General features: G+C 68.8%; 22 protein-coding genes, 2 tRNA genes and 1 riboswitch. Of the genes, 8 read left to right on the top strand and 16 right to left on the bottom strand.

Annotation, left to right across the window (positions count from 1 at the left end; genetic code table 11):
* Positions 1 to 10 precede the first annotated feature (10 nt).
* Complete coding sequence (locus tag E3O67_RS13195) at positions 11 to 649, top strand: hypothetical protein (RefSeq protein ID WP_134430255.1); 639 nt, start codon at positions 11 to 13, stop codon at positions 647 to 649.
* 56 nt (positions 650 to 705) lie between these two features.
* Here the strand turns inward: E3O67_RS13195 and nadE are convergent, their stop codons facing one another.
* The 3 genes from nadE to E3O67_RS13180 form a co-directional block, all read right to left on the bottom strand.
* Complete coding sequence (gene nadE / locus E3O67_RS13190; protein ID WP_134430252.1) at positions 706 to 1,527, bottom strand: ammonia-dependent NAD(+) synthetase; 822 nt, start codon at positions 1,525 to 1,527, stop codon at positions 706 to 708.
* 55 nt (positions 1,528 to 1,582) lie between these two features.
* Positions 1,583 to 1,655, bottom strand: a tRNA-Arg gene (locus E3O67_RS13185).
* A gap of 42 nt (positions 1,656 to 1,697) precedes the next feature.
* Positions 1,698 to 1,958 (bottom strand): thioredoxin family protein, encoded by a 261-nt coding sequence (locus E3O67_RS13180; RefSeq protein WP_134430250.1) that lies wholly within the window; start codon positions 1,956 to 1,958, stop codon positions 1,698 to 1,700.
* A 127-nt stretch (positions 1,959 to 2,085) separates the two neighbouring features.
* On the opposite strand from E3O67_RS13180, the gene orn reads away from it, so the two are divergent.
* The 4 genes from orn (at position 2,086) to E3O67_RS13160 (ending at position 4,601) form a co-directional block, all read left to right on the top strand.
* Positions 2,086 to 2,706, top strand: coding sequence for an oligoribonuclease (orn, locus tag E3O67_RS13175; protein ID WP_134430247.1), 621 nt, complete (start codon positions 2,086 to 2,088; stop codon positions 2,704 to 2,706).
* A 41-nt stretch (positions 2,707 to 2,747) separates the two neighbouring features.
* Positions 2,748 to 2,823: transfer RNA gene (locus tag E3O67_RS13170), tRNA-His, on the top strand.
* Between the two features lie 102 nt (positions 2,824 to 2,925).
* Positions 2,926 to 3,276 carry a metallopeptidase family protein gene (locus tag E3O67_RS13165; protein ID WP_104170257.1) on the top strand — a complete coding sequence of 117 codons (351 nt, stop codon included), beginning with the start codon at positions 2,926 to 2,928 and terminating at the stop codon, positions 3,274 to 3,276.
* A 23-nt stretch (positions 3,277 to 3,299) separates the two neighbouring features.
* On the top strand, positions 3,300 to 4,601 hold the full coding sequence (locus tag E3O67_RS13160) for a D-alanyl-D-alanine carboxypeptidase family protein (protein WP_134430245.1): 1,302 nt from the start codon (positions 3,300 to 3,302) through the stop codon (positions 4,599 to 4,601).
* 68 nt (positions 4,602 to 4,669) lie between these two features.
* Here the strand turns inward: E3O67_RS13160 and E3O67_RS13155 are convergent, their stop codons facing one another.
* Genes E3O67_RS13155 through E3O67_RS13135 form a run of 5 tightly spaced genes read right to left on the bottom strand, consistent with a single transcriptional unit; the run spans position 4,670 to position 8,516 of the window.
* On the bottom strand, positions 4,670 to 4,930 hold the full coding sequence (locus E3O67_RS13155) for a hypothetical protein (RefSeq protein ID WP_135102902.1): 261 nt from the start codon (positions 4,928 to 4,930) through the stop codon (positions 4,670 to 4,672).
* A 4-nt stretch (positions 4,931 to 4,934) separates the two neighbouring features.
* Positions 4,935 to 5,585, bottom strand: coding sequence for an ATP-binding protein (locus E3O67_RS13150; RefSeq protein WP_241982177.1), 651 nt, complete (start codon positions 5,583 to 5,585; stop codon positions 4,935 to 4,937).
* Complete coding sequence (locus tag E3O67_RS13145; protein ID WP_135102901.1) at positions 5,572 to 6,354, bottom strand: energy-coupling factor transporter transmembrane protein EcfT; 783 nt, start codon at positions 6,352 to 6,354, stop codon at positions 5,572 to 5,574. The genes E3O67_RS13150 and E3O67_RS13145 overlap by 14 nt, the downstream gene beginning before the upstream one ends.
* On the bottom strand, positions 6,351 to 7,874 hold the full coding sequence (locus tag E3O67_RS13140) for an ABC transporter ATP-binding protein (RefSeq protein WP_134430238.1): 1,524 nt from the start codon (positions 7,872 to 7,874) through the stop codon (positions 6,351 to 6,353). The genes E3O67_RS13145 and E3O67_RS13140 overlap by 4 nt, the downstream gene beginning before the upstream one ends.
* 9 nt (positions 7,875 to 7,883) lie before the next feature.
* Positions 7,884 to 8,516 carry an ECF transporter S component gene (locus E3O67_RS13135; protein ID WP_134430236.1) on the bottom strand — a complete coding sequence of 211 codons (633 nt, stop codon included), beginning with the start codon at positions 8,514 to 8,516 and terminating at the stop codon, positions 7,884 to 7,886.
* Positions 8,517 to 8,553: 37 nt separating this feature from the next.
* Positions 8,554 to 8,663: riboswitch (TPP riboswitch) on the bottom strand.
* Positions 8,664 to 8,732: 69 nt separating this feature from the next.
* On the opposite strand from E3O67_RS13135, the gene E3O67_RS17015 reads away from it, so the two are divergent.
* Together E3O67_RS17015 and nhaA are read left to right on the top strand one after the other, a co-directional pair.
* A complete protein-coding gene (locus E3O67_RS17015; RefSeq protein ID WP_206750568.1) occupies positions 8,733 to 8,909 on the top strand; it encodes a hypothetical protein in 177 nt (58 codons plus the stop codon).
* 132 nt (positions 8,910 to 9,041) lie between these two features.
* Positions 9,042 to 10,415: a Na+/H+ antiporter NhaA gene (nhaA, locus tag E3O67_RS13130; protein ID WP_134430234.1), complete on the top strand. Its 1,374-nt coding sequence runs from the start codon at positions 9,042 to 9,044 to the stop codon at positions 10,413 to 10,415.
* A 61-nt stretch (positions 10,416 to 10,476) separates the two neighbouring features.
* On the opposite strand, the gene E3O67_RS13125 is transcribed toward nhaA, so the two are convergent.
* Positions 10,477 to 10,809, bottom strand: coding sequence for a hypothetical protein (locus tag E3O67_RS13125; protein ID WP_134430231.1), 333 nt, complete (start codon positions 10,807 to 10,809; stop codon positions 10,477 to 10,479).
* Positions 10,810 to 10,818: 9 nt separating this feature from the next.
* Complete coding sequence (locus E3O67_RS13120; RefSeq protein WP_134430228.1) at positions 10,819 to 12,108, bottom strand: DNA polymerase IV; 1,290 nt, start codon at positions 12,106 to 12,108, stop codon at positions 10,819 to 10,821.
* Between the two features lie 224 nt (positions 12,109 to 12,332).
* Here E3O67_RS13120 and E3O67_RS13115 point away from each other — a divergent pair, with 224 nt between their 5' ends.
* A complete protein-coding gene (locus tag E3O67_RS13115) occupies positions 12,333 to 12,896 on the top strand; it encodes a TIGR03086 family metal-binding protein (protein ID WP_135102900.1) in 564 nt (187 codons plus the stop codon).
* Between the two features lie 30 nt (positions 12,897 to 12,926).
* On the opposite strand, the gene E3O67_RS13110 is transcribed toward E3O67_RS13115, so the two are convergent.
* The 6 genes from E3O67_RS13110 to E3O67_RS13085 all read right to left on the bottom strand — a co-directional run bounded on the left by E3O67_RS13110 (position 12,927) and on the right by E3O67_RS13085 (position 18,957).
* Positions 12,927 to 13,727 carry an ABC transporter permease gene (locus E3O67_RS13110; RefSeq protein ID WP_135102899.1) on the bottom strand — a complete coding sequence of 267 codons (801 nt, stop codon included), beginning with the start codon at positions 13,725 to 13,727 and terminating at the stop codon, positions 12,927 to 12,929.
* A 10-nt stretch (positions 13,728 to 13,737) separates the two neighbouring features.
* Complete coding sequence (locus E3O67_RS13105; protein ID WP_135102898.1) at positions 13,738 to 14,661, bottom strand: ABC transporter permease; 924 nt, start codon at positions 14,659 to 14,661, stop codon at positions 13,738 to 13,740.
* A gap of 38 nt (positions 14,662 to 14,699) precedes the next feature.
* Positions 14,700 to 15,905: an ABC transporter substrate-binding protein gene (locus E3O67_RS13100; RefSeq protein ID WP_134430217.1), complete on the bottom strand. Its 1,206-nt coding sequence runs from the start codon at positions 15,903 to 15,905 to the stop codon at positions 14,700 to 14,702.
* A 17-nt stretch (positions 15,906 to 15,922) separates the two neighbouring features.
* Positions 15,923 to 17,041 (bottom strand): ABC transporter ATP-binding protein, encoded by a 1,119-nt coding sequence (locus E3O67_RS13095; RefSeq protein WP_134430214.1) that lies wholly within the window; start codon positions 17,039 to 17,041, stop codon positions 15,923 to 15,925.
* Between the two features lie 483 nt (positions 17,042 to 17,524).
* The gene (locus E3O67_RS13090; protein WP_134430211.1) at positions 17,525 to 18,643 is read right to left on the bottom strand and encodes a VIT1/CCC1 transporter family protein; all 1,119 of its coding nucleotides are present in this window, start codon (positions 18,641 to 18,643) and stop codon (positions 17,525 to 17,527) included.
* A 5-nt stretch (positions 18,644 to 18,648) separates the two neighbouring features.
* On the bottom strand, positions 18,649 to 18,957 hold the full coding sequence (locus tag E3O67_RS13085; RefSeq protein ID WP_134430208.1) for a hypothetical protein: 309 nt from the start codon (positions 18,955 to 18,957) through the stop codon (positions 18,649 to 18,651).
* Between the last annotated feature and the right edge of the window lie 5 nt (positions 18,958 to 18,962).

Raw genomic sequence — 18,962 nt, 5'->3', positions numbered from 1 at the left:
CAATCAGTCCATGGTTTTCAGTGCCGTGGTGCTCATCGTCTCGATCGTTGTCGCCAGCGTTCTGGCGGCACTGATCTCCCGAGGGGCGATCAAACGCCTCCTCGCGCAGAACGACCGGGCTCTCAAGGCGGCCGTGATCGGGACCCTCGTGGATGCCGCGACCGAGGCATCCGTCTGGAACTCCCTCACGCCGCAGGAGCAGGTCATGGCGGACCGGGCGGTGGGCCAGGCCGACGTGCAGCTGCGCCTCCTGCCGATCAAGGGTTCGGGAGTCGCCGCGAACTGGGCCGCGCATCAGCTCGCCGAGCTCAAGCGCACCTCGGCCACGTTCGGTTATCAGCTCGAGCCCGCGCTGCTCGAATTCCGAGACCGACTGGTCGAATGGCAGGAGAAGCCGGGCCGCACCCGCAAGATCTTCCAGAGCGACCTCGACCGGTGGAAGGTCTCCAAGAACAGCACCGAGAAGAACCTCCTCGCCGAGCAGGATGCCTGGACCGCCCAGCAGCACCACGACCAGTTCGACGCTGCGCCGGCCGCTCCCGTCCCGCACCAGTACGCGTCCGGAACGGCCTCCGCGTCGACGGAGACCCAGCGCCTCCTCGACGACGTGCAGGCTCTCGAGGTGCGCCCCACCCCGCTCCAGAGCTAGACATTCGTCAGCCGCCGCCGCGCTCCCGAGCGAGGCGGCGGTTCACGCTTTAACGGCTAGCGCCACCACTCGTCGAACATCGACACCGGCACCTGGCGCTTGTGCTCGGTGTTGAGGTAGCGCTTTTCCAGCGTCTCGGCGACGTCGTCGTCGACGGGCAGCCCCTCCAGGAAGTCGTCGATCTGCTCGTACCGCAGCCCCAGGTTGGCCTCGTCGGTCTGGCCGGGGTTGTCGTCGAGAAGGTCGGCGGTCGGCGCCTTGAGGTACAACCGGTCCGGTGCCCCCAGCTCCACCAGCAGCGCGCGACCCTGACGCTTGGTCAGTCCGGTCAACGGCAGGATGTCCGTGCCGCCGTCCCCGTACTTGGTGAAGAATCCGGTGACTGCCTCGGCCGCGTGGTCGGTGCCAACGACCAGCAGGCCGGCCGAGCCTGCGAGGGCGTACTGGGCGACCATACGCACGCGGGCCTTGACGTTCCCCTTATCGAAGTCGGGCAGCGACCGGCCCGTCGCGTCGGCGAATTCCGCTTCGATGCCGTCGACGGCGCGCAGGATGTCGAAGGTGACGGTCTCCGCGGGACGAATGAACTCCAGGGCGAGCTGCGCGTCATCCTCGTCTCGCTGCACCCGGTAGGGCAGGCGCACGGCCCGGAACGTGACCGGTCGTCCGTCCGCGGCGAGCTGCTCCACGGCCAGCTGGCACAGGCGGCCGGCGAGGCTGGAATCCTGGCCTCCGCTGATGCCGAGCACGAGACCCTTCGCACCGGTTCGCACCAGATAGTCCGCGAGGAACTGCACCCTGCGGCGTACCTCCGCGGCGGCATCGATCCGGGGGGACACGTTCAGCTCCGCGATGATTCGCGCCTGTAGTTCTCGCATCCTGCAAATCTACCAAGCCGAGGGATCGGCGACGGGATTCACGGGTGTCGTGCAGTGCCCCCGGTAGGAATCGAACCTACGACAAGCGGATTAGAAGGCCGCTGCTCTATCCACTGAGCTACGGGGGCCGAACAACGCTCAACAATACCGCAGACCCGGCCTCTCGGCGCTCAAACGGCCTTCGCGGCCGCGACCAGGACCTGGGCGAGTGTCGGCACACCGACGCCGCGGAAGACCTCGACCCCGGCCGCGTCCCGGATGATCACTGTGGGGGTGATCCGGATTCCTGCGGCCTCGGCCTCCGCGGCATCGCGCGTCACGTCGAACTCGCGCACCGTCGCCTGGGGCACGAGGCGTTCGACCTCGGCCAGGACCGCCCGGGTCTGCATGCAGGGCTCACAGAACGCGGAGGAGAAGTACGTCAGTTCCATGCTGGGTAGTCTACGGAGCGCGCGTGGCGGCCTCGCCGGTGCCGGTGCCGGTGCCGGTGCCGGTGCCGGGACTTGGACTGGGACCGGGGCAACGGGACCGGTCGGTGGCCGCCGTTAGACTCGGCACATGACAAAAAGTAGTGACCGGTTGGTATGGATTGACTGCGAAATGACCGGTCTGGACATTGATTCCGACGAGTTGGTGGAGATCGCCGTGGTGATCACCGACTACGACCTCAACATCATCGACCCGGGACTCGACCTCATCATCAAGCCGAATCCGGCATCGCTGGAGAACATGAACGATTTCGTGCGCAACATGCACGAGACCAGCGGGCTGATCAACGAGATCCCGAACGGAATCAGTGCGACTGAGGCCGAGACCCTGGTTCTCGAATACGTGCTGAAGTTCATCCCGGCCGATCAGAAGGCTCCGTTGGCCGGCAATTCCATCGGCACGGACCGGGCCTTCCTGACCAAGTACATGCCCCGCCTCGATGACCAGCTGCACTACCGCAACGTCGACGTGTCCTCGATCAAGGAACTCGCCCGCCGCTGGTACCCGCGGGTCTACTTCAACGCCCCGGCGAAAGACGGCGGACACCGCGCGCTGGCCGACATCCTCGAATCCATCCGCGAGCTCGCCTACTACCGCCAGACCGTGTTCGTGGCCGACCCCGGGCCGTCCAGCGAACAGGCCAAGACCAGCGCGGCCGAGGCCGTGAACATTTTCGCTCCCAACATGTAATACACTTGTGGAGTTGCTTTCCCTTGGGAAAGTGCCGAATGGTGGGTATAGCTCAGCTGGTAGAGCATCCGGTTGTGGTCCGGAAGGCCGCGGGTTCAAGCCCCGTTACTCACCCCAACTGAAACATGTAGTACCGGTGATGCGAACGCACATCGGGAGCCTCGGCTCCCGGTGTGCGTTTCGTTTTACCCGCTGTCGCCGCCGTGAGATGCTGAACGGATGCCGCAGCTGACCCACGAGGAATTCGAACGTCTCGTCGTCGACGAGCTCGATCTCCTGCCCGACGATATGGTCGACGGCCTGGACAACGTGATCTTCGTGGTCGAGGACCGCCCCGAAGACGGAACGATGGACACCCTGGGGCTCTACGACGGGGTTGCCCTGACCGAACGCGGACAGTACGGCTTCGGCGAGATGCCCGACCGGATCGTGCTTTACCGAGAACCGCTGCTGGAGCTCTGCGCAGATCTCGAGGAGTTGCGCGACCAGGTTCACATCACCCTGGTGCATGAGATCGCGCATTTCTACGGTATCGACGACGACAGGCTGCACGACCTCGGCTGGGGATGACGAACCACCGTTAGCCTTGCGTCATGAGTAGATCCCGGCCTGCCCGCGTCATCGGCGCCGCGATCGGCGCCCTCGTCATCCTGTCCGTCGGCGTCTATGGGCCGGCCACCCTGCTGGGGCCGCTACCCGAAGCCACCGCCACCGTGATCGCCCCGGCGGCAGACGAGACGGTTCCGGTCCCACCGGCGCTGCCGCCCACCGGCGGCAGCGCCGTCATCGGCCTGTCCCGGGTCACGCCCACCCCGGCCGCCCCGGAGACGACAGTGCTGGACGTCGACGCTCTCGCCACCACCCTGCCGCTCGCCGTGGCCGGCACGGCAGATCCACTGCCGATGGCAGCGGCGACGAAGATCGTGACCGCCCTGGTCGTGCTCGACGCCAAGCCATTGGCCCTCGGTGACCCAGGGCCGCAGATCCCGATCACGGCCGCCGACTACCAGGACTACATCGATTACGGCAATTCCGGCGCCCGAACCGTCACCGTCTTCCCGGGCGAATCGTGGACCGAGAACGAGCTGCTCCAGGCGATGGTCCTGGGTTCCAGCAACAACCACGCCGACACGCTCGCCCGCTGGGCCTTCGGCTCCCTCGACGCCTACACCGCCGCCGCCAACACCTGGCTGGCCGAGCAGGGACTCGACGGCACCCGCGTCGCCGACGCCACCGGGCTCAGCGACGACAGCGTGGGAACGGCCATCGACCTCGCCCGGCTGGCGGGCCTGGCCGCCGCCGACCCGGTGATCGGCGCCATCCTCTCCCAGCCGGCGTCCGCCCTGGTGGGCCAGCGCGGCGTGGACAACACCACGGCGTTCCTCGCCGAGGAGGGAGTCACCGGCATCACCCGCAGCTACACCGACGGCGCCGGCGTCTGCTTCCTCTTCACCGGCCAGGTTCAGGGCCCCGACTCGGTGTACACCTTCGCCGGCGCCCTGATCGGCGAACCCGACTACGACACTCTCACGGCCGACGTCACCGCCCTGATGGCGAGCGCCCGCGCCGGGGTGCGCGAGCTGCCCACCCTCGCACTGGGTGACGCCTACGTGGACTTCCGCACCCCGTGGGGCGCCGAAGCCTCCGGGACCGTGCGCACGGCCACGACCACGTACGGCTGGCAGGCGCAGGCCCCGGGCGAGGCCGAGGTGACCGTGGACACACTGTCGACCGGCCGCGCGGGCACGACCGTCGGCCGGGTCACTGTGGAGGCCGGAGGCGCCGAGGTGACGTCGACGCTGGTGCTCGACCGCACGATCAGCGCACCGGGCCTCGGCTGGAGGCTCCTGCACCCGGTGCCGATGATCTCGGCGCTGATCGGCGCGAACCGCTAGCGGCAAACGGCCGCGGCGGGCGGCCGGCGGGCCACGGCAGCCACTCGTCGGCGGCTACGGGTCGGCGGCTACTCGCCCTCGCCGGTAGGCAGGTACGGGTCGCTCTCGCCCGCGTCGAACCGGTAGCGCACGTGCAGGCGGCCCTGCACATCGCGGGTGTCCTCCTCGTCGTACCAGAACAGTGTTTCGACCCCCTCGACGGCGGCCATCATACTGACCCGAGGTTCGTGCTTGCCGTGGAGCAGCACCCGGGAATCGACCTGACCGGCCAGGGGCCCGTCGATGAACTCCGCGGTGTAGACGACATCTTCCGTGCTCTTACCAGTCATGACCTCACCCTAGCCCGGCAGGCGGGCATCCGGCGGGCGCCGGGCACGATTCCCCGGACGCGTCGGGGCGACGGATGCCCGGGGTCCCCGTGATCCGGATCGTCGCCTGCCGCTCGGGCGCTTCCCTCTCCCGGTAGGCCTCCCAGCTGGTCTCCCACTGGTCCCAGTGCGACCGGAACAGCTCGCCGTCCCGGGCGAGGGCCCGCTGCTTGCGGATCCGGTCGTCGGCGTGCAGCCAGACCCGGATGTCGCTGAGCGGCGCGTGGGCGGCCGCGAGCGTTCCGCAGCCCTCCACGATCAGCGGGCGGGCCGGGTCGACGGGGTGCCATCCTGCCGCCTCTCCCCGTTCCCAGTCGTAGCGTTGCCAGGCCGCGGGCAGGCCGCGCGCCCGCGGCGCGAGCACGTGCTCGGCCAGATGCGCAACGGCGGCGTCCAGGCCCTGCCAGCCGGGGTAGATGTCGTCCAACCGCACCAGGGTGGGGCGGAGCGGTCCAGGCCAGGCGTCGACGAGCGCGTCGGCGAGGGTGCTCTTGCCGGCGCCGCTCGGCCCGTCGATAAGAATGACGGGTGCCACCCCGGCGGCCGCGAGGGCGCGGAACACGGGGGCCAGCAGCATCCGCCGGTCGCCGGCCGTGTGCAGATCAGGTGAGGACACAGTTCCAGCTTCCCGTCGCGACGGAGACGCCCACCGCGAGCAGGGCCACGGCCAGGCCGATGCCGACCAGGGCCACCTCGCGCCCCCGGAAGGTCGACGGGCGGGCCCAGGTGCGCCGCACCGGGGCGCCGAACCCGCGAGCCTCCATCGCGGTCGCGAGCTTGCTGCCGCGCCGGATCGACAGCACCAACAGGGCGAAGGCCTGGCTGAGCAGTCGGCGCAGGGCGCCGTGGTCCGCAATGCCCCGGGCCCGCCGGGCCAGTTCGAGGGCACGCCAGTCCTCGAGGAACAGGCCGACCAGACGCAGCCCGGCCAGGCCGCCCAGCACGAAGCGGGCCGGCAGTTTCACGACCTGGGCAAGGCCGTCGGCCAGGTCGGTGGGGTCGACGGTCACGAAGAGCACGACCGAGGGCAGCCCGATGGCGAGGATGCGCAGGGTCGTCGCGATGGCGAGCTCGAGCGATCCCTCGGTCACGTTGACCAATCCGAAGGACCAGTAGACCGCTCCGGCTGCTTGCCCGTAGAGCAGGGTGGTGACGCCGGCGGTGGGGGCGGCGATCCAGACCGGCAGGGTGCGCAGCGCGAAGGCCTTCAGGGACAGTCCGGCCCAGAAGAAGAGAACGAACTCGCAGGCCAGGGCGACCGCGGCGGAGACCCAGTCGATGGTCAGGATGAGCACGCCCGCCAGCAGCAGCGCGGCGGCCAGCTTCGCGACCGGGTTGATCCGGAAGATGGCCTGAGTTCCCCGGGCCGGCGTCAGCACACTCACCGGGACACCGCGGCCCGCGGCGTGACGCCGGGGCCGGCCTGCCCGGTCAGACGGTATTCCCGCTCGAAGAGGGCGGCCACGAAGTCGGTGTCATGCGAGACGGCCACCACCGCCGTGCCCTCCAGCAGAAGCTCGTCGAGCAGGACCACGATCTCCCGCCAGGTGCGCAGGTCCTGGCCGAACGTGGGTTCGTCGAGCACGAGCAGCCGTGGCTGGGTCGCCAGCACGGTGCCCACCGACAGTCGGCGCTTCTCGCCGCCGGAGAGTGTGAACGGGTTCGCCTCCGCCAGGTGGTCCAGGCGCAGGCGCTGCAGCACCTCGTCGACCCGGGCGTTGACGGCCGCCTCCGGCTGGGTGAGGGCGCGCGGCCCCACGGCGAGTTCGGCCCGCACGGTGGCGGCCACGAACTGGTGCTCGGGGCTCTGGAACACGGTGCCGATGCGGGTGAGCAGTTGGCGGGACTTCCACCGGATCGGTTCCGCGTCGGCCCCGGCGGCAAATTCGGGGCTGGCGAGCACGGCTCCCCCGGCCGGTTTCAGCAGGCCGGCGAGGGTGAGCGCCAGGGTCGATTTTCCGGCGCCGTTGGGCCCGGTGACAGCCAGGGCGGTGCCGGCGTGCACCGTGAGGTCGATGTCCCGGGCGATGACCTCGGTGCGCGTGCGGGCGATTGCCAGTCCGGGTGTGCGGAGCAGAGGCACCGAGCCGGGCGCCGAAGCGGGATGCGTCCCGCCGCGCGATGATGCCAGGCCACTGCCTCGCCCGGGCACCCAGACGCCCGCGGCCGCGAGCCGTTCACCCTGTCTCGTCAGCACCTCGTCGGGGTGACCGTCGGCCAGCACTCCCCCGGCCGCGTCGAGCACGATCACCCGGTTCACGAGGTTCTGCCAGACCGCCACGCGGTGTTCGATCACGATGAACGTCGCCTCGGAGTGCTCGAGCACGCGGGCGACGGAATCGCGCACGTCGAGCACTCCCGCCGGGTCGAGGTTCGCCGTGGGTTCGTCGAGCAGGAGCAGCCCCGGCCGCATCGCCAACACCCCGGCAAGGGCGAGGCGCTGCTTCTGCCCGCCCGACAGCGCCGACGTCGGATGACTGAGCGGCAGGTGCAGGCCGACCATGTCCAGGGCGTCGTGCACCCGGCGCCAGATCTCCTCACGCGGCACCCCGAGATTCTCGCAGCCGAAGGCGACGTCGTCGCCCACCCGCGCCAGGATCACCTGGGAGTCCGGGTCCTGCAGCAGCAGCCCGGCCTGGCCGCGCGCAGCGGTCGGTTCGGCGCCGTTCACGAGCAGCTGACCGCGCTGCTCACCCTCCTCGTCGCCGCCGAGAACACCGGCGAGGGCGTGCAGCAGGGTGGATTTGCCGGCCCCGGAGGCGCCGAGCAGCAGCACGCGCTCGCCCGGCTCGATTCGCAGGTCGAGACCGTCGACGGCCCAGCCCCGCCGCCCGGCATGCCGCCAGCCCCAGCCGCGGGCGACGACGGACGCGCCCAAGACGGATGCCGCTGCTGCCGGTGTCATCGCCCGTCCCTAAACCCGGGCGCGGTTCGATCGCCCCGCGGCGAAGCGAGACAGCGCACCGGTGCGGGCGAGACCGCGCATGGCCAACCAGGACAGCAGCCCGGCCACCAGAACGCCGGAGACGATCGAGGAGGTGGTGTAGATGGCGATGAACGGCGCGGCCGACCCGGGGTACCAGAGCACCAGGTCGTTGACCGCGAGGGCCAGGCCGGCTCCCGCGCCGGCGAGCAGGGCCACGACGAGGCGGTAGTTGGCGTAGAAGAACAGCGCGAAGACCAGCTCGGCGCCGAGACCCTGCACCAGGCCGGACACCAGGATGGTGGCTCCCCAAGCGGTGCCACCCACCAGGGTCGACACGACAGCCGCGAGCAGCTCGGTGTAGAGGGCCGCGCCGGGTTTGCGGATGATGAGGCCGCCGAGAACGCCGGCGAACAGCCATCCGCCGCCCAGCAGGGCCTGCAAGCCCGGCAGCAGCGGAGTGAGCAGGCCGCTGAGCGGGTTGTAGGCCTGGTTCCAGACGACGAAGATGAGCCCGCTGGCCACGCCGATGACGCTGGCGATGACGATATCGACGACCCGCCAGCGGAAATTCCGCGGCTTACGGTTCGTGGCGGAGGTGAGAAGGGTGGTTGTTGCGTGCACTGGTCGTGCCCTTTCCGTAGATGGTTCCAGGGCACGGGAACGAGAAGATCTGCCTCCCTGCGCTGGCATGATCCAGATCAGGTTCGACGGTCGAAGCTTCAGAAGCTTCCTCTCAGCCCGGTTGACCGGACTCCCGTGTTCGAACCCAGTATAGACCGCGGCCTAGAATCGCGGGATGGAGTCCACGTCTCGCCGCCGCATCGCCGACGGGATCGAATGATGTTCACCGTTCCCCTGATCCTCGCCACGCTGCTGCTTCTGCTGCTGCGTCACTTCGTTCTGCGGCGGCGACGGATGCGCCGTGGGCTGCCCGTGCGCGGCCCCTGGCATATCCCCCAGGGCTGGCGCGACCTTCCGAGCCGGTGGTGGCGCGGAAGGCGCGGACGGCGCTGACGGCGCTGACGGCGCTGACGGCGCTGACGGCGCTGAGCCCCCGAACGCGGTACGCTGGAAGTGGTGAGTCGGGAAGTCTGGTCGACAGAATTGTTCGTGTGCCACAAAATCCCGATTGTCTGAGGCTCGTCTATGACGAAACCATCACCCCTTCCTGCCACTCCAAAACTGAATGTCTTCAACCGGAGCAGCTACCCCGAGTACCTGCACGTCTCGACGATCCTGCGCAAGGAGACCGTGGGTGGTGCGCTCCTGCTGGTGGCGACGGTGCTCGCCCTGGTCCTGGCCAACACCGGCGCCGCCGATCTCTACTATTCCGTGCGGGATTTCACGATCGGCTATGAGCCGTGGCACCTCAACCTGAGTCTCGGCGCGTGGGCCGCCGACGGGCTCCTGGCAATCTTCTTCTTCATCGCCGGGCTCGAACTCAAGCGCGAGTTCGTCGCCGGAGACCTGCGCACCTTCAGCCGCGCGGTCGTCCCGGTGGCCGCGGCCATCGGCGGCGTCATCGTCCCCGCGCTGATCTTCACCGCGATCGCGTTCAGCTCGGGGCCGGAGATGCTGCGCGGCTGGGCGATCCCCACCGCAACCGACATCGCCTTCGCCGTTGCCGTCCTCGCCGTGATCGGCTCCAAACTGCCCAGCGCACTGCGCATCTTCCTGCTGACCCTGGCGGTGGTCGACGACCTGCTCGCCATCGCCATCATCGCCTTCTTTTATTCCGGCGACCTCCAGCCGGTCCTGCTGCTGCTCGCCCTCGTGCCGCTGGGCCTCTTCGCATTCCTGTCGCACAAGTACTCCTATGTGTTCGCGACCACCAAGTGGGCCGCCGGCACGATCCTGCTGCCGCTCGGCCTGGTCACCTGGGCACTCGTGCACGGCTCCGGCATCCACGCCACCGTCGCCGGAGTGCTGCTCGGCTTCGCCGTGCCCGTGCTGCGCAGCCGCCGAGGCGGCGGACCCGACGCCGGCCCGGGCCTCGCCCAGAACCTGGAGCACCGCATCCGCCCGCTGTCAGCCGGCTTCGCCGTGCCCGTGTTCGCGTTCTTTTCCGCTGGCGTCACGCTCGGCGGCGTGGAGGGTTTGACCACGGCCCTCACCGACCCGGTCGCGATCGGAATCGTCGTCGCCCTGGTGGTCGGCAAGCCGGTCGGCATCATGCTGGCCACGTGGCTGGTCACCAAGACCACCCGGGGCGCCCTCGACCCGGATCTCGCCTGGGTGGACGTGCTCGGTGTGGCCATGCTCGCCGGTGTCGGCTTCACGGTGTCGCTGCTGATCAGCGAACTGGCCTTCGGACAGGGCAGCCCGCACGACGATCACGCCAAGGTGGCCATCCTGACCGGGTCGCTGCTGGCCGCGCTGCTGGCGAGCGTCGTGCTGCGCAGCCGCAACCGGCACTACGGGCGCATCGCCGAGAAGGAGGCGCTCGACGCCGACAACGACGGCATCCCCGATGTGTTCCAGGCCGACCCTGCACGAAGCGAACGGCCCGGCGGGCGCTGACCGCCCCGGAGTGCAGTCAGCCGCCCAGCCGACGTGGCTGGGCGGCTGGTGATTTTCGCGCCTAGCGCTTGAGGGCGCGGATGATGCGGGAGATGGCCTTGCCGGCCACCCACAGGAACGGGATGCCGACCGAGAGCAACGAGATGACGTTGGGCTCGAAGCGCACCGTCGTTCCCGACTTGACGTAGGCGCCGATCGGCAAAGATGCCCCGCCGCCGCCGCCGCCGGAACCGGTGCCGGTGGCGGCGGAATCGCCCTCACCGCCGCCGAAACCGTAGTAGACGAGAGCAACGGGAATCAGGGTGACACCGTCGACCTGGACTGGATCACCGTAGGCCGACCTGACGCCGGCGGTACGAGAGATATCTGCGAGCTTCTCTGGAAGGCTAGTCATGGTTTCAGGCTACCCCCTGTCTGGTTCGAGATCGCCGAACGGAAGTCGTCCGGCGCGTGGCTGCTCAGGAGTTGCCGTTCGGGGGGTGTCCGGGTCCAGCAGTGAGGCAGGCCGCAGCGTGCCGCGGCCGAACCGTGCGGTCACCGAATCGACAGCCCGTTCGGCGCTGCGCCAGTCGTCGTCGGGGTCCCAGAGGCCCGCACCGCTGCCGTCGCCGTCGCTGAGCTGCTCGACGCGCACGCCGATCAGGCGCACCCGGATACCGGACGCCGCCAGCACCTCGAAGCTGGCGGCCACCTCCTCGTAGATCCGGCGGCCGACACTGGTCGGCTCCGACAGGGTGCGCGAGCGGGTGACGGTGCTGAAATCGGTGTAGCGCAACTTGAGCACCACGCAGCGGCCGACGAGGCCGGCGCGGCGCAGCCGGGCAGCCACCGCGACGGACTGCCGCAGCAGTTCGCTGCGGAGCCGGGCGGCATCCGTCACGTCGTATTCGAACGTGACCTCGTGGCCGACGCTCTTCTCCTCGTGTTCCACGGTGACCACCCGCGGGTCCCTCCCCCAGGCCAGCTCGTGCAGTTTGCGGCCGGAAGCATCCCCCACGCACTTCTGCAGCACGGCGAGCGGGGTGCGGGCGAGGTCGCCGATCTGACGCAGGCCCTGCCCGAGCAACGCCTGCTCGGTCGTTGCGCCGACCCCCCACAGGGCGCCGACGGGCAACGGATGCAGAAACGCCAGCGTGTCCTCGGCGGGGATCACCAGCAGGCCGTCGGGTTTGGCCCGGCCCGAGGCCATTTTGGCGACGAACTTCGTGCTCGCCGCACCGACCGAGCAGGTCAACCCCGTCTCCGCCTTGACCTGGGCCCGGATCTTGGCGCCGATCTCGGCGGGCGAGCCGTGCAGGCGGCGGGCACCGGCCACATCCAGGAACGCCTCGTCGATGCCGAGCTGCTCGACCAGCGGCGTGAAATCTTCGAAGATGCGCATCACCCGGTCGGAATACTCCCTGTACCGGCCCATGTGCGGCTCGAGTACCACCGCCGCCGGGCAGCGCCGCAGGGCGAGCGCCATGGGCATGGCCGAATTAACACCGTAACGACGGGCCACATAGTTCGCCGCCGTGACCACCGAGCGCCCTGATCGGTGCCCCACGATCACCGGGTGGTGCACCAGCTCGGGGTGATCGAGCAGTTCGACCGACGCGAAGAAGGCGTCCAGGTCGATGTGGAGCAGAGTCGCGGTGCTGTCGTCGACGGCGTCGGTCGAGACCGTGCGATCGCTGCCGTCCTGCCTGCTCATGCGTCCTGCCTGCTCGTCGTCCTTCAACTCCTGGAGAGACCCTAACCCGGACCGGCGACAGGCCGCACCGATTCCGCGACAGGAGAACGCGCCCGGTGCCGGGAATGAATGCACGGTGACGGAATGCACCGTGACGGAATGCACAGTGACCGATGCCGGTTGTAGCGTTGCAGGGGCATCCGTTCCAGTGTTCCAGTGTTCCATCGTTCCACCGAAGGAGTCCCATGACGCATGACTGGCTTGCGCTGCAGAAACGGGCCGCGGAGGAGTTCGGCAGCCGCGTCGACCTGATCACCGACTGGGCTGCCGCCACACCGGACACCGAGTGGAACGTGACCGACCTGGTGCGCCACGTGGTGCTGGAACAGCAGTGGATCCCGCCACTGCTCAACGGCCTCTCGGTGCTCGACGCCCGACGCTCGCTCGCCCCGCTGGGCCCGGACCTGGCGAAGGAATGGGCCACCCACTCGGCGCTGGCGTCCGCTGCCTGGGCGGCGACCTCGGCCGACGCGCCGGTGACTCTGTCGTATGACACGGTGACGGCATCCGACTATCTGCGCGAGCAGGTCTCCGACGTCACGATCCACTCCTGGGACCTGGCCCGGGCCACGGATGCCGACGAGTCCCTCGACCCGACCCTGATCGAGGCGGTCTGGACGGTGTTCGAGGCCCAGCGCGACACCCTCGAGGCCAGCGGACTCTTCGCCTCCCCCGTACCGGCCGACGAGAACGCGCCGTTGCAGACCCGACTTCTCGCCCTCACCGGGCGGGACCCGAGCCCGCTGTAGCCCGCGGGCTGCGGTGACCGGAACGGGGCCCTACCGGCTCACCTTCTCCGCCCCGGCGATGCGCTGCGCAATGTAGATCGGGATGATCGACACCAGCACCAGCACCACGGCGATGACATTGACGATCGGCGCCTGGCTCGGACGGAACAGGTTGTCCAGAATCCAGATCGGAAGCGTCTTGACGCCGGCCCCCGCAGTGAAGGTCGTCACGATGATCTCGTCGAAGCTGAGGGCGAAGGCGAGCAGGCCGCCCGCAAGCAGCGCCGAGCGCAGCTGCGGGAAGGTGACCAGCCGGAACGTGGTCCAGAGCCCCGCGCCGAGGTCGGCCGACGCCTCCTCGTAGCTGGTTCCGAGGCGCCGCAGCCGGGCGATCACGTTGTTGAACACGGTGACGATACAGAACGTGGCGTGGGCGACGATCACAGTCGCGATCGACAGTTGCACCCCAAGAATGGTGCGGAAGGCGTTGTTCAGGGCGATCCCCGTGATGATACCGGGTAGGGCGATCGGCAGGATCACCAGCAGACTCACCGCCTCGCGGCCGAAGAAGGCGAACCGCTGCAGCGCCAGGGAGATCAGGGTGCCGAGCACGAGCGAGACCAGGGTGGCGATGAGGGCGATCTGCACGCTCGTGAGCACCGCGTCGAGCGCCCCCTCGCTCTGGAAGGCCCGCCCCCACCATTCCAGGGTGAGTCCCGGCGGCGGCCAGACGAGGCTGGTGCTCGTGCTGAAGGAGTTCACCAGCACGACCATCAGCGGCAGGTAGATCACGAGCAGGATGAGACCGGTGACGATGCTCAGGACGCCTCGTGCGGGCCTCGACAGACGCATGATTCTCCCCTTACAGGTTTTCCAGGGCGCCGGTGCGGCGCACCACGGCCAGGTAGCCGAAGATGATGACGATCGGGATCAGGGCGATCGCCGCGGCGAGCGGCAGGTTGTTGGCCGCGCCGACGTTCGTGTAGACGAGGTTGCCGAGCATCTGGTTCGCCCCGCCCACGATATTGACGGTGATGTAGTCGCCGAGCGACAGGGAGAAGCTGAAGATGGACCCGGCGATGATGGCCGGCCAGATCATCGGCAGCACGACCAGGCGCAGGGTGGCCCAGGTCTTGCCGCCCAGGTCCCCGGACGCCTCGAGCAGGGAGTCCGGAACCCGTTCCAGGCCGGCATAGATGGGCAGGATCACATAGGGCAGCCAAAGATAGGCGAGCGTGATCACGGTCGCCGGCAGGCCGTAGCCGGGGCTCTGCCCACCGAACGGGGCCACCAGCCATTCGAAGATGCCGTTCTGGGAGAGCACCGACCGCCACGCGTAGGCCTTGACCAGGTAGCTGGCCCACAGCGGCATCAGCACCGCGATCACCAGGATGCGCTGCCACCGGGGACTGGCGACCTTCGCCATGAAGAACGCGATCGGCAGGGCCACCAAAATGTCGATCAGGGTCACCAGCAACGCCACCCCCACCGTGCGCACCGTCACCGTCTGGTAGAGCGAGCCGGTAAGCACAGTGATGATGTTGTCGAGCGTCCACGACCGCGTGATGGTGCCCGTGAAGCTGTCCACCGTCCACAGGGCGGTGATCAGCAGGGCTGCGAGGGCGACGATGTAGATCAGGCCGAGCCAGAGCAGAGGGGCGGACAGCATCAGCGTCAGTCGCAACCGCGGATGCGCGCTGAGCGTGATGGAACCGCGTCGGGCGAGCGTGTCGCGGTGCGGGGGCACCGGTATCCGTTGCCCCGATGACGCCGTGTCAACAGCCATGATTCCTCCGTTCCGGCTCGGCCTGACAGGATGCCGCGCTAGCCCTTGATCTCCTGCCAGGCGGTCGTCCAGTCGGAGTAGTCGGTGCACTTCACGTCGGTGCGGCCGTCGAGGCAGTCCTCGATCGGAGTCGACCAGTACCAGATCTGCGACGCGTACTCCTCGTCGCCGGCGTGGAAGATCTCGCACTGGTCGGGGTTCACCGTGAAGTCGCAGGCGCCCTGGTTGGAGGGGGCCTCACCGAAGTACTCGGTGGCCTGGGCGTTCGCTTCCGGGCTGGCGATGTAGTTCAGCCAGGCGTAGGCGCAGTTCGGGCTCTGCGCCCCGGATGCGACCATCCAGGTGTCGGACCATCCGGTGACGCCCTCCTCGGGGAGCACAACCTCGGCCGGGGTTCCTTCGGCCAGGGAATTGCGGATGACCTGCCAGGTGGTGCCGACGACGGTGTCACCGGTCTCGAAGGCCTGGATCGACTTGAGGTAGTCCGACCAGTATTCGCCGATGTTCTCCCGCTGCGCCTTGAGCAGGTCGACGGCCGCGGCAAGCTGGGTCTCGTCCAGCGAGTACGGGTTCTCGATGCCGAGATCGGGCTGGTGGGTCATCAGGTACATGGCGGCGTCCGCGATATAGATCGGGGAATCGTAGGCCGTCACCTTGCCCGCGTACTGGCTGGACTCGTCGAAGACGACGTCCCAGGAGGTCGGCGCCGGCGTCACGGCATCGGTGTTGTACATCAGCAGGTTCGCACCGTAGCCGTGCGGAATCCCGTAGGCGACGCCGTCGACGCTGTTCCAGTCCTGCATCTTCAGGAAGTCATAGATGCCCTCGTAGTTGGGGATGAGGTCGGTGTTGACCGGGGCCACGTCTCCGGCCGCGACCAGGCGCAGCGATGCATCGCCGGAAGCCGCGACCACGTCGTACTCGCCGGTCTTCATCAGGTTGAAAGCCTCGTCGGAGGTGCCATAGGTCTTGCTGGTGACCATGCAACCGGTCTCCTCCTCGAAGGCGCTCACCCAGTCGACGGACGGGTCGTTGCCGCCGTCTTCGACGTAGCCCGGCCAGGCCAGGATCGAGACCGTGTCCTCGTTCTCGGCGAGTTCCGTGGGCGCTTCGCTTCTCTCCGCTCCCCCGGTGCCCGTGTCGCCCCCGGTGCCGCAGGCGGTCAACAACGCCACCGAGGCGATCGCCAATCCCGTGAGGATTGACGAACGAATACGGGTGCGTCGTGCTGAAAGATGTGTCATTGCATTCTCCATTCCGGTTATCGTGCTGTGTCGGTGGTGTGTTTCGGGGCTGGAACGGTGGCTGGAACGGTGGCTGGAACGGTGGCTGGGTCGGTGGTGACGGCGGTCGCCTTCTCGAGCGCAACGATGTCGCCGTCCTGCCAGCCGACGCTCACCCGGGATCCGCGCTCGTCCTCCGTCACCCGGTGCGCGTCGTTCTGCTCGAGCGCGATGATGCGCATGCCGGCGTCGAGGTCGACGATCAGCCGGGAGGTGCTGCCGACGTAGATCACCTCGGCGAGTGTGCCGGGTGCCGTGCGCTGGGTGGACAGCGCGGCATCCGCCCGGCCGACCGTGACCTTCTCAGGGCGCAGGGCGTGCATGCCGACGCGACCGAGCACGGCCCGGGAGAGGGCGTCAGGGAAGATGTTGGAGGTACCGACGAAGGCGGCCACGAACGGCGACAGTGGTCGGTCGTAGATCTCCGCCGGTGTGCCGAGCTGCTCGATGCGCCCCTCGTTGAAGACCGCGATGCGGTCGCTCAGGGTGAGCGCCTCCTCCTGGTCGTGCGTGACGAAGATGAAGGTGATGCCCAGTTCGCGCTGCAACTCCTTGAGTTCGACCTGCATCTGCTCCCGGAGCTTGAGGTCGAGGGCGCCGAGCGGTTCGTCGAGGAGCAGCACCTTGGGCCGCACGACGGTGGCGCGGGCCAGGGCGACCCGCTGTCGCTGACCGCCGGACAGCTGGCCGGGTTTGCGGTCACCGAAACCTCCGAGGCGCACGGTCTCGAGGGCCTGCCGGGCCTGGGCGTGGCGTTGGCGCCTGGGGACGCCCCGCACGCGCAGCCCGTAGGCCACATTGTCGAGCACGCTCATATGGGGGAAGAGGGCGTAGTCCTGGAACACCGTGTTCACGTCACGGTCGAAGGGGGCGCGGTCGGTGACGTCTTCCCCGAGCAGCGACACCGTGCCGGCCGTGGGCTGCTCGAATCCGGCGATGAGGCGCAGCACGGTGGTCTTGCCGGAACCGGACGGCCCGAGCATAGAAAAGAACTCCCCCTCGGCGATGTCGAGGTCGATGCCGTCGACGGCATTCGCGGTGCCGCCGAAACTCTTCGTCAATCCGGTCAACCGGATCGCGGGGCGGTCAGCGGTCATGACGACTCCTTGCTCGGACAGGGCTGGGCGGCTTTCGGGGCTACGCCGAGACATTATGGACCCGTCGGCCATTTCTCTCAGTTTCGGTCTGGTCTCGGTGGTCGAGCCGCCCCGGTGGTCGAGCCGCCCCGGTGGTCGAGCCTGTCGAGACCCGGTGCGCCGACGTCCGGATGTTCGCCGGCATCCGTCACGGTCGCAGTCGCTGCCTGCGGTAGATTTTCGCGACACGCCGCTTCGGCGGGCGCCGCGAACGGCGTTTCCGGAAAAGCTCCTCATTTACGTGACGACGGATGCTGCCGGACGGCACATTCACGTGGACCTCACCGACCGGGCGCACGTTCATCAGCGAGGCGGCCACAATCATCCGTGCACCGGGGAGTCGCCGGAATCGAAGCGGATTGTTCGATCGCTGGCCTCGGATGATGCCGCGCCGTTCTGAGCGGTTTCGACCGGCTCAACCACCGGGGCTGCTCGGAAGCCGCGTTAGGCGATCGACGTTCCGAAGAGGAGGCCCAGCAGGTAGGTGACGCCGGCGGCGCCGAACCCGATGATGAGCTGACGGATGGCGCGGCGCCAGGGCGGCCCGCCCGACAGTAGACCGACGATGGCACCGGTGGCCAGCAGGGCGAGCCCCACGAGCGCGGCGGCCACGATGACCGCGGTGATCCCGTCGAGCCCGAACAGGTAGGGCAGCACCGGCAGGATCGCCCCGGACGCGAAGAAGCAGAAACTCGACGTGGCTGCCCCGATACCCGTGCCGATGGCTTCGTGCTCGTCGACCGCCGGCGACAGGCCGCCGGTCTTCTTGACCTCGACGGGACCGGTGGCGATGGCCACCGTGCGCAGAACTTCGCGGGCGTGGATTTCGGCCTTCTCCGGCGACATCCCCTGCGCGCGATAGACTAGGGTCAACTCGTTCGCGGCCAGATCGAGGTGGGACAGTACGCTCCGGGACGCCGGATTCGGCGTCGACGCCTCGAGCAGCTCACGCTGGGACCGCACCGAGACGTACTCGCCGGCACCCATCGAGAGCGCTCCGGCGAGGAGCCCGGCGATACCGGTGAAGAGGATCGTGGCGGCGGGCACTCCCGTGGCGCCGATGCCCAGCACCAGGGCCAGGTTGCTGACGAGACCGTCGTTGATCCCGAAGACAGCGGCCCGGAACGTTCCGGCCAGCCGGTGCCGGCCACGAGCGGCCAGCCCGCGCACGACCTCCTCGTGGATACGCTCGTCGGCGGCCATGGTGTCGGTGGCGTCGGCATCGCCGTCATACGGTGAGCGGGCCTCGGCACGCTGGGCGAGGGCCAACACGAACACCGAACCGAACCGGCGGGCCAGGAACCCCAGAAAGCGGGTGCGGATGGCGCCTCGGAGCGGCGCTCCAACCTGGTCGCCCAGCAGATGCCGCCAGTGTTCCTCGTGCCGCCCCTCGGCATCGGCCAGAGCCAGCAGGATCTCGCGTTCCTCGCCGGAACGGCGCCGGGCCAGATCGCGGTACACGTTCGCTTCGGCCCGTTCGTCCGCAAGATACCGTCGCCAGCGACGGATGTCCCGCGCAGTCGCCGGACGATCCGGCTCCGGCTCCCGCTCCTCCTGTTCCACGGCGGCTACGCCTCGGGGGCCGCTTCGAGCGAGCTCTGCGCCACTCGAGCCGATGCGTGCGGACCGGAACCGTCGAGACCGTAGAAGGGTTCGTCGAACTCCACGACCCACACGGTTTCCCGGCCGGTTACGGGGGCGTACAGAGCCGCGCCCTGGAGTTCGCCGGCAGCCACGATCACGCCGCTCGGGTCCTCGGCGGTGGCATCCGGATACCGCTCCCGGTCCAGGCGCACCACAACCTGCGCCCCCACGCCGAGGGCGCCCGGGTTGGGACCGGACTGCCCGTCGGCGGCAGGCTCACGCTTGTTCCGCAATCCCA

The organism is Cryobacterium sp. TMT3-29-2, from assembly GCF_004564305.1.
GTDB classification, from domain to species: Bacteria; Actinomycetota; Actinomycetes; order Actinomycetales; family Microbacteriaceae; genus Cryobacterium; species Cryobacterium sinapicolor.
This window is presented reverse-complemented; position numbering and strand designations above follow the sequence as displayed.

Coding starts and splice junctions, on each gene's coding strand:
- E3O67_RS13195 (WP_134430255.1), top strand. CDS start 11: ATGGTTTTCAGTGCCGTGGTGCTCATCGTCTCGATCGTTGTCGCCAGC.
- nadE (WP_134430252.1), bottom strand. CDS start 1,527: ATGCGAGAACTACAGGCGCGAATCATCGCGGAGCTGAACGTGTCCCCC.
- E3O67_RS13180 (WP_134430250.1), bottom strand. CDS start 1,958: ATGGAACTGACGTACTTCTCCTCCGCGTTCTGTGAGCCCTGCATGCAG.
- orn (WP_134430247.1), top strand. CDS start 2,086: ATGACAAAAAGTAGTGACCGGTTGGTATGGATTGACTGCGAAATGACC.
- E3O67_RS13165 (WP_104170257.1), top strand. CDS start 2,926: ATGCCGCAGCTGACCCACGAGGAATTCGAACGTCTCGTCGTCGACGAG.
- E3O67_RS13160 (WP_134430245.1), top strand. CDS start 3,300: ATGAGTAGATCCCGGCCTGCCCGCGTCATCGGCGCCGCGATCGGCGCC.
- E3O67_RS13155 (WP_135102902.1), bottom strand. CDS start 4,930: ATGACTGGTAAGAGCACGGAAGATGTCGTCTACACCGCGGAGTTCATC.
- E3O67_RS13140 (WP_134430238.1), bottom strand. CDS start 7,874: ATGACACCGGCAGCAGCGGCATCCGTCTTGGGCGCGTCCGTCGTCGCC.
- E3O67_RS17015 (WP_206750568.1), top strand. CDS start 8,733: ATGATGTTCACCGTTCCCCTGATCCTCGCCACGCTGCTGCTTCTGCTG.
- nhaA (WP_134430234.1), top strand. CDS start 9,042: ATGACGAAACCATCACCCCTTCCTGCCACTCCAAAACTGAATGTCTTC.
- E3O67_RS13125 (WP_134430231.1), bottom strand. CDS start 10,809: ATGACTAGCCTTCCAGAGAAGCTCGCAGATATCTCTCGTACCGCCGGC.
- E3O67_RS13120 (WP_134430228.1), bottom strand. CDS start 12,108: ATGAGCAGGCAGGACGGCAGCGATCGCACGGTCTCGACCGACGCCGTC.
- E3O67_RS13115 (WP_135102900.1), top strand. CDS start 12,333: ATGACGCATGACTGGCTTGCGCTGCAGAAACGGGCCGCGGAGGAGTTC.
- E3O67_RS13110 (WP_135102899.1), bottom strand. CDS start 13,727: ATGCGTCTGTCGAGGCCCGCACGAGGCGTCCTGAGCATCGTCACCGGT.
- E3O67_RS13105 (WP_135102898.1), bottom strand. CDS start 14,661: ATGGCTGTTGACACGGCGTCATCGGGGCAACGGATACCGGTGCCCCCG.
- E3O67_RS13100 (WP_134430217.1), bottom strand. CDS start 15,905: ATGACACATCTTTCAGCACGACGCACCCGTATTCGTTCGTCAATCCTC.
- E3O67_RS13095 (WP_134430214.1), bottom strand. CDS start 17,041: ATGACCGCTGACCGCCCCGCGATCCGGTTGACCGGATTGACGAAGAGT.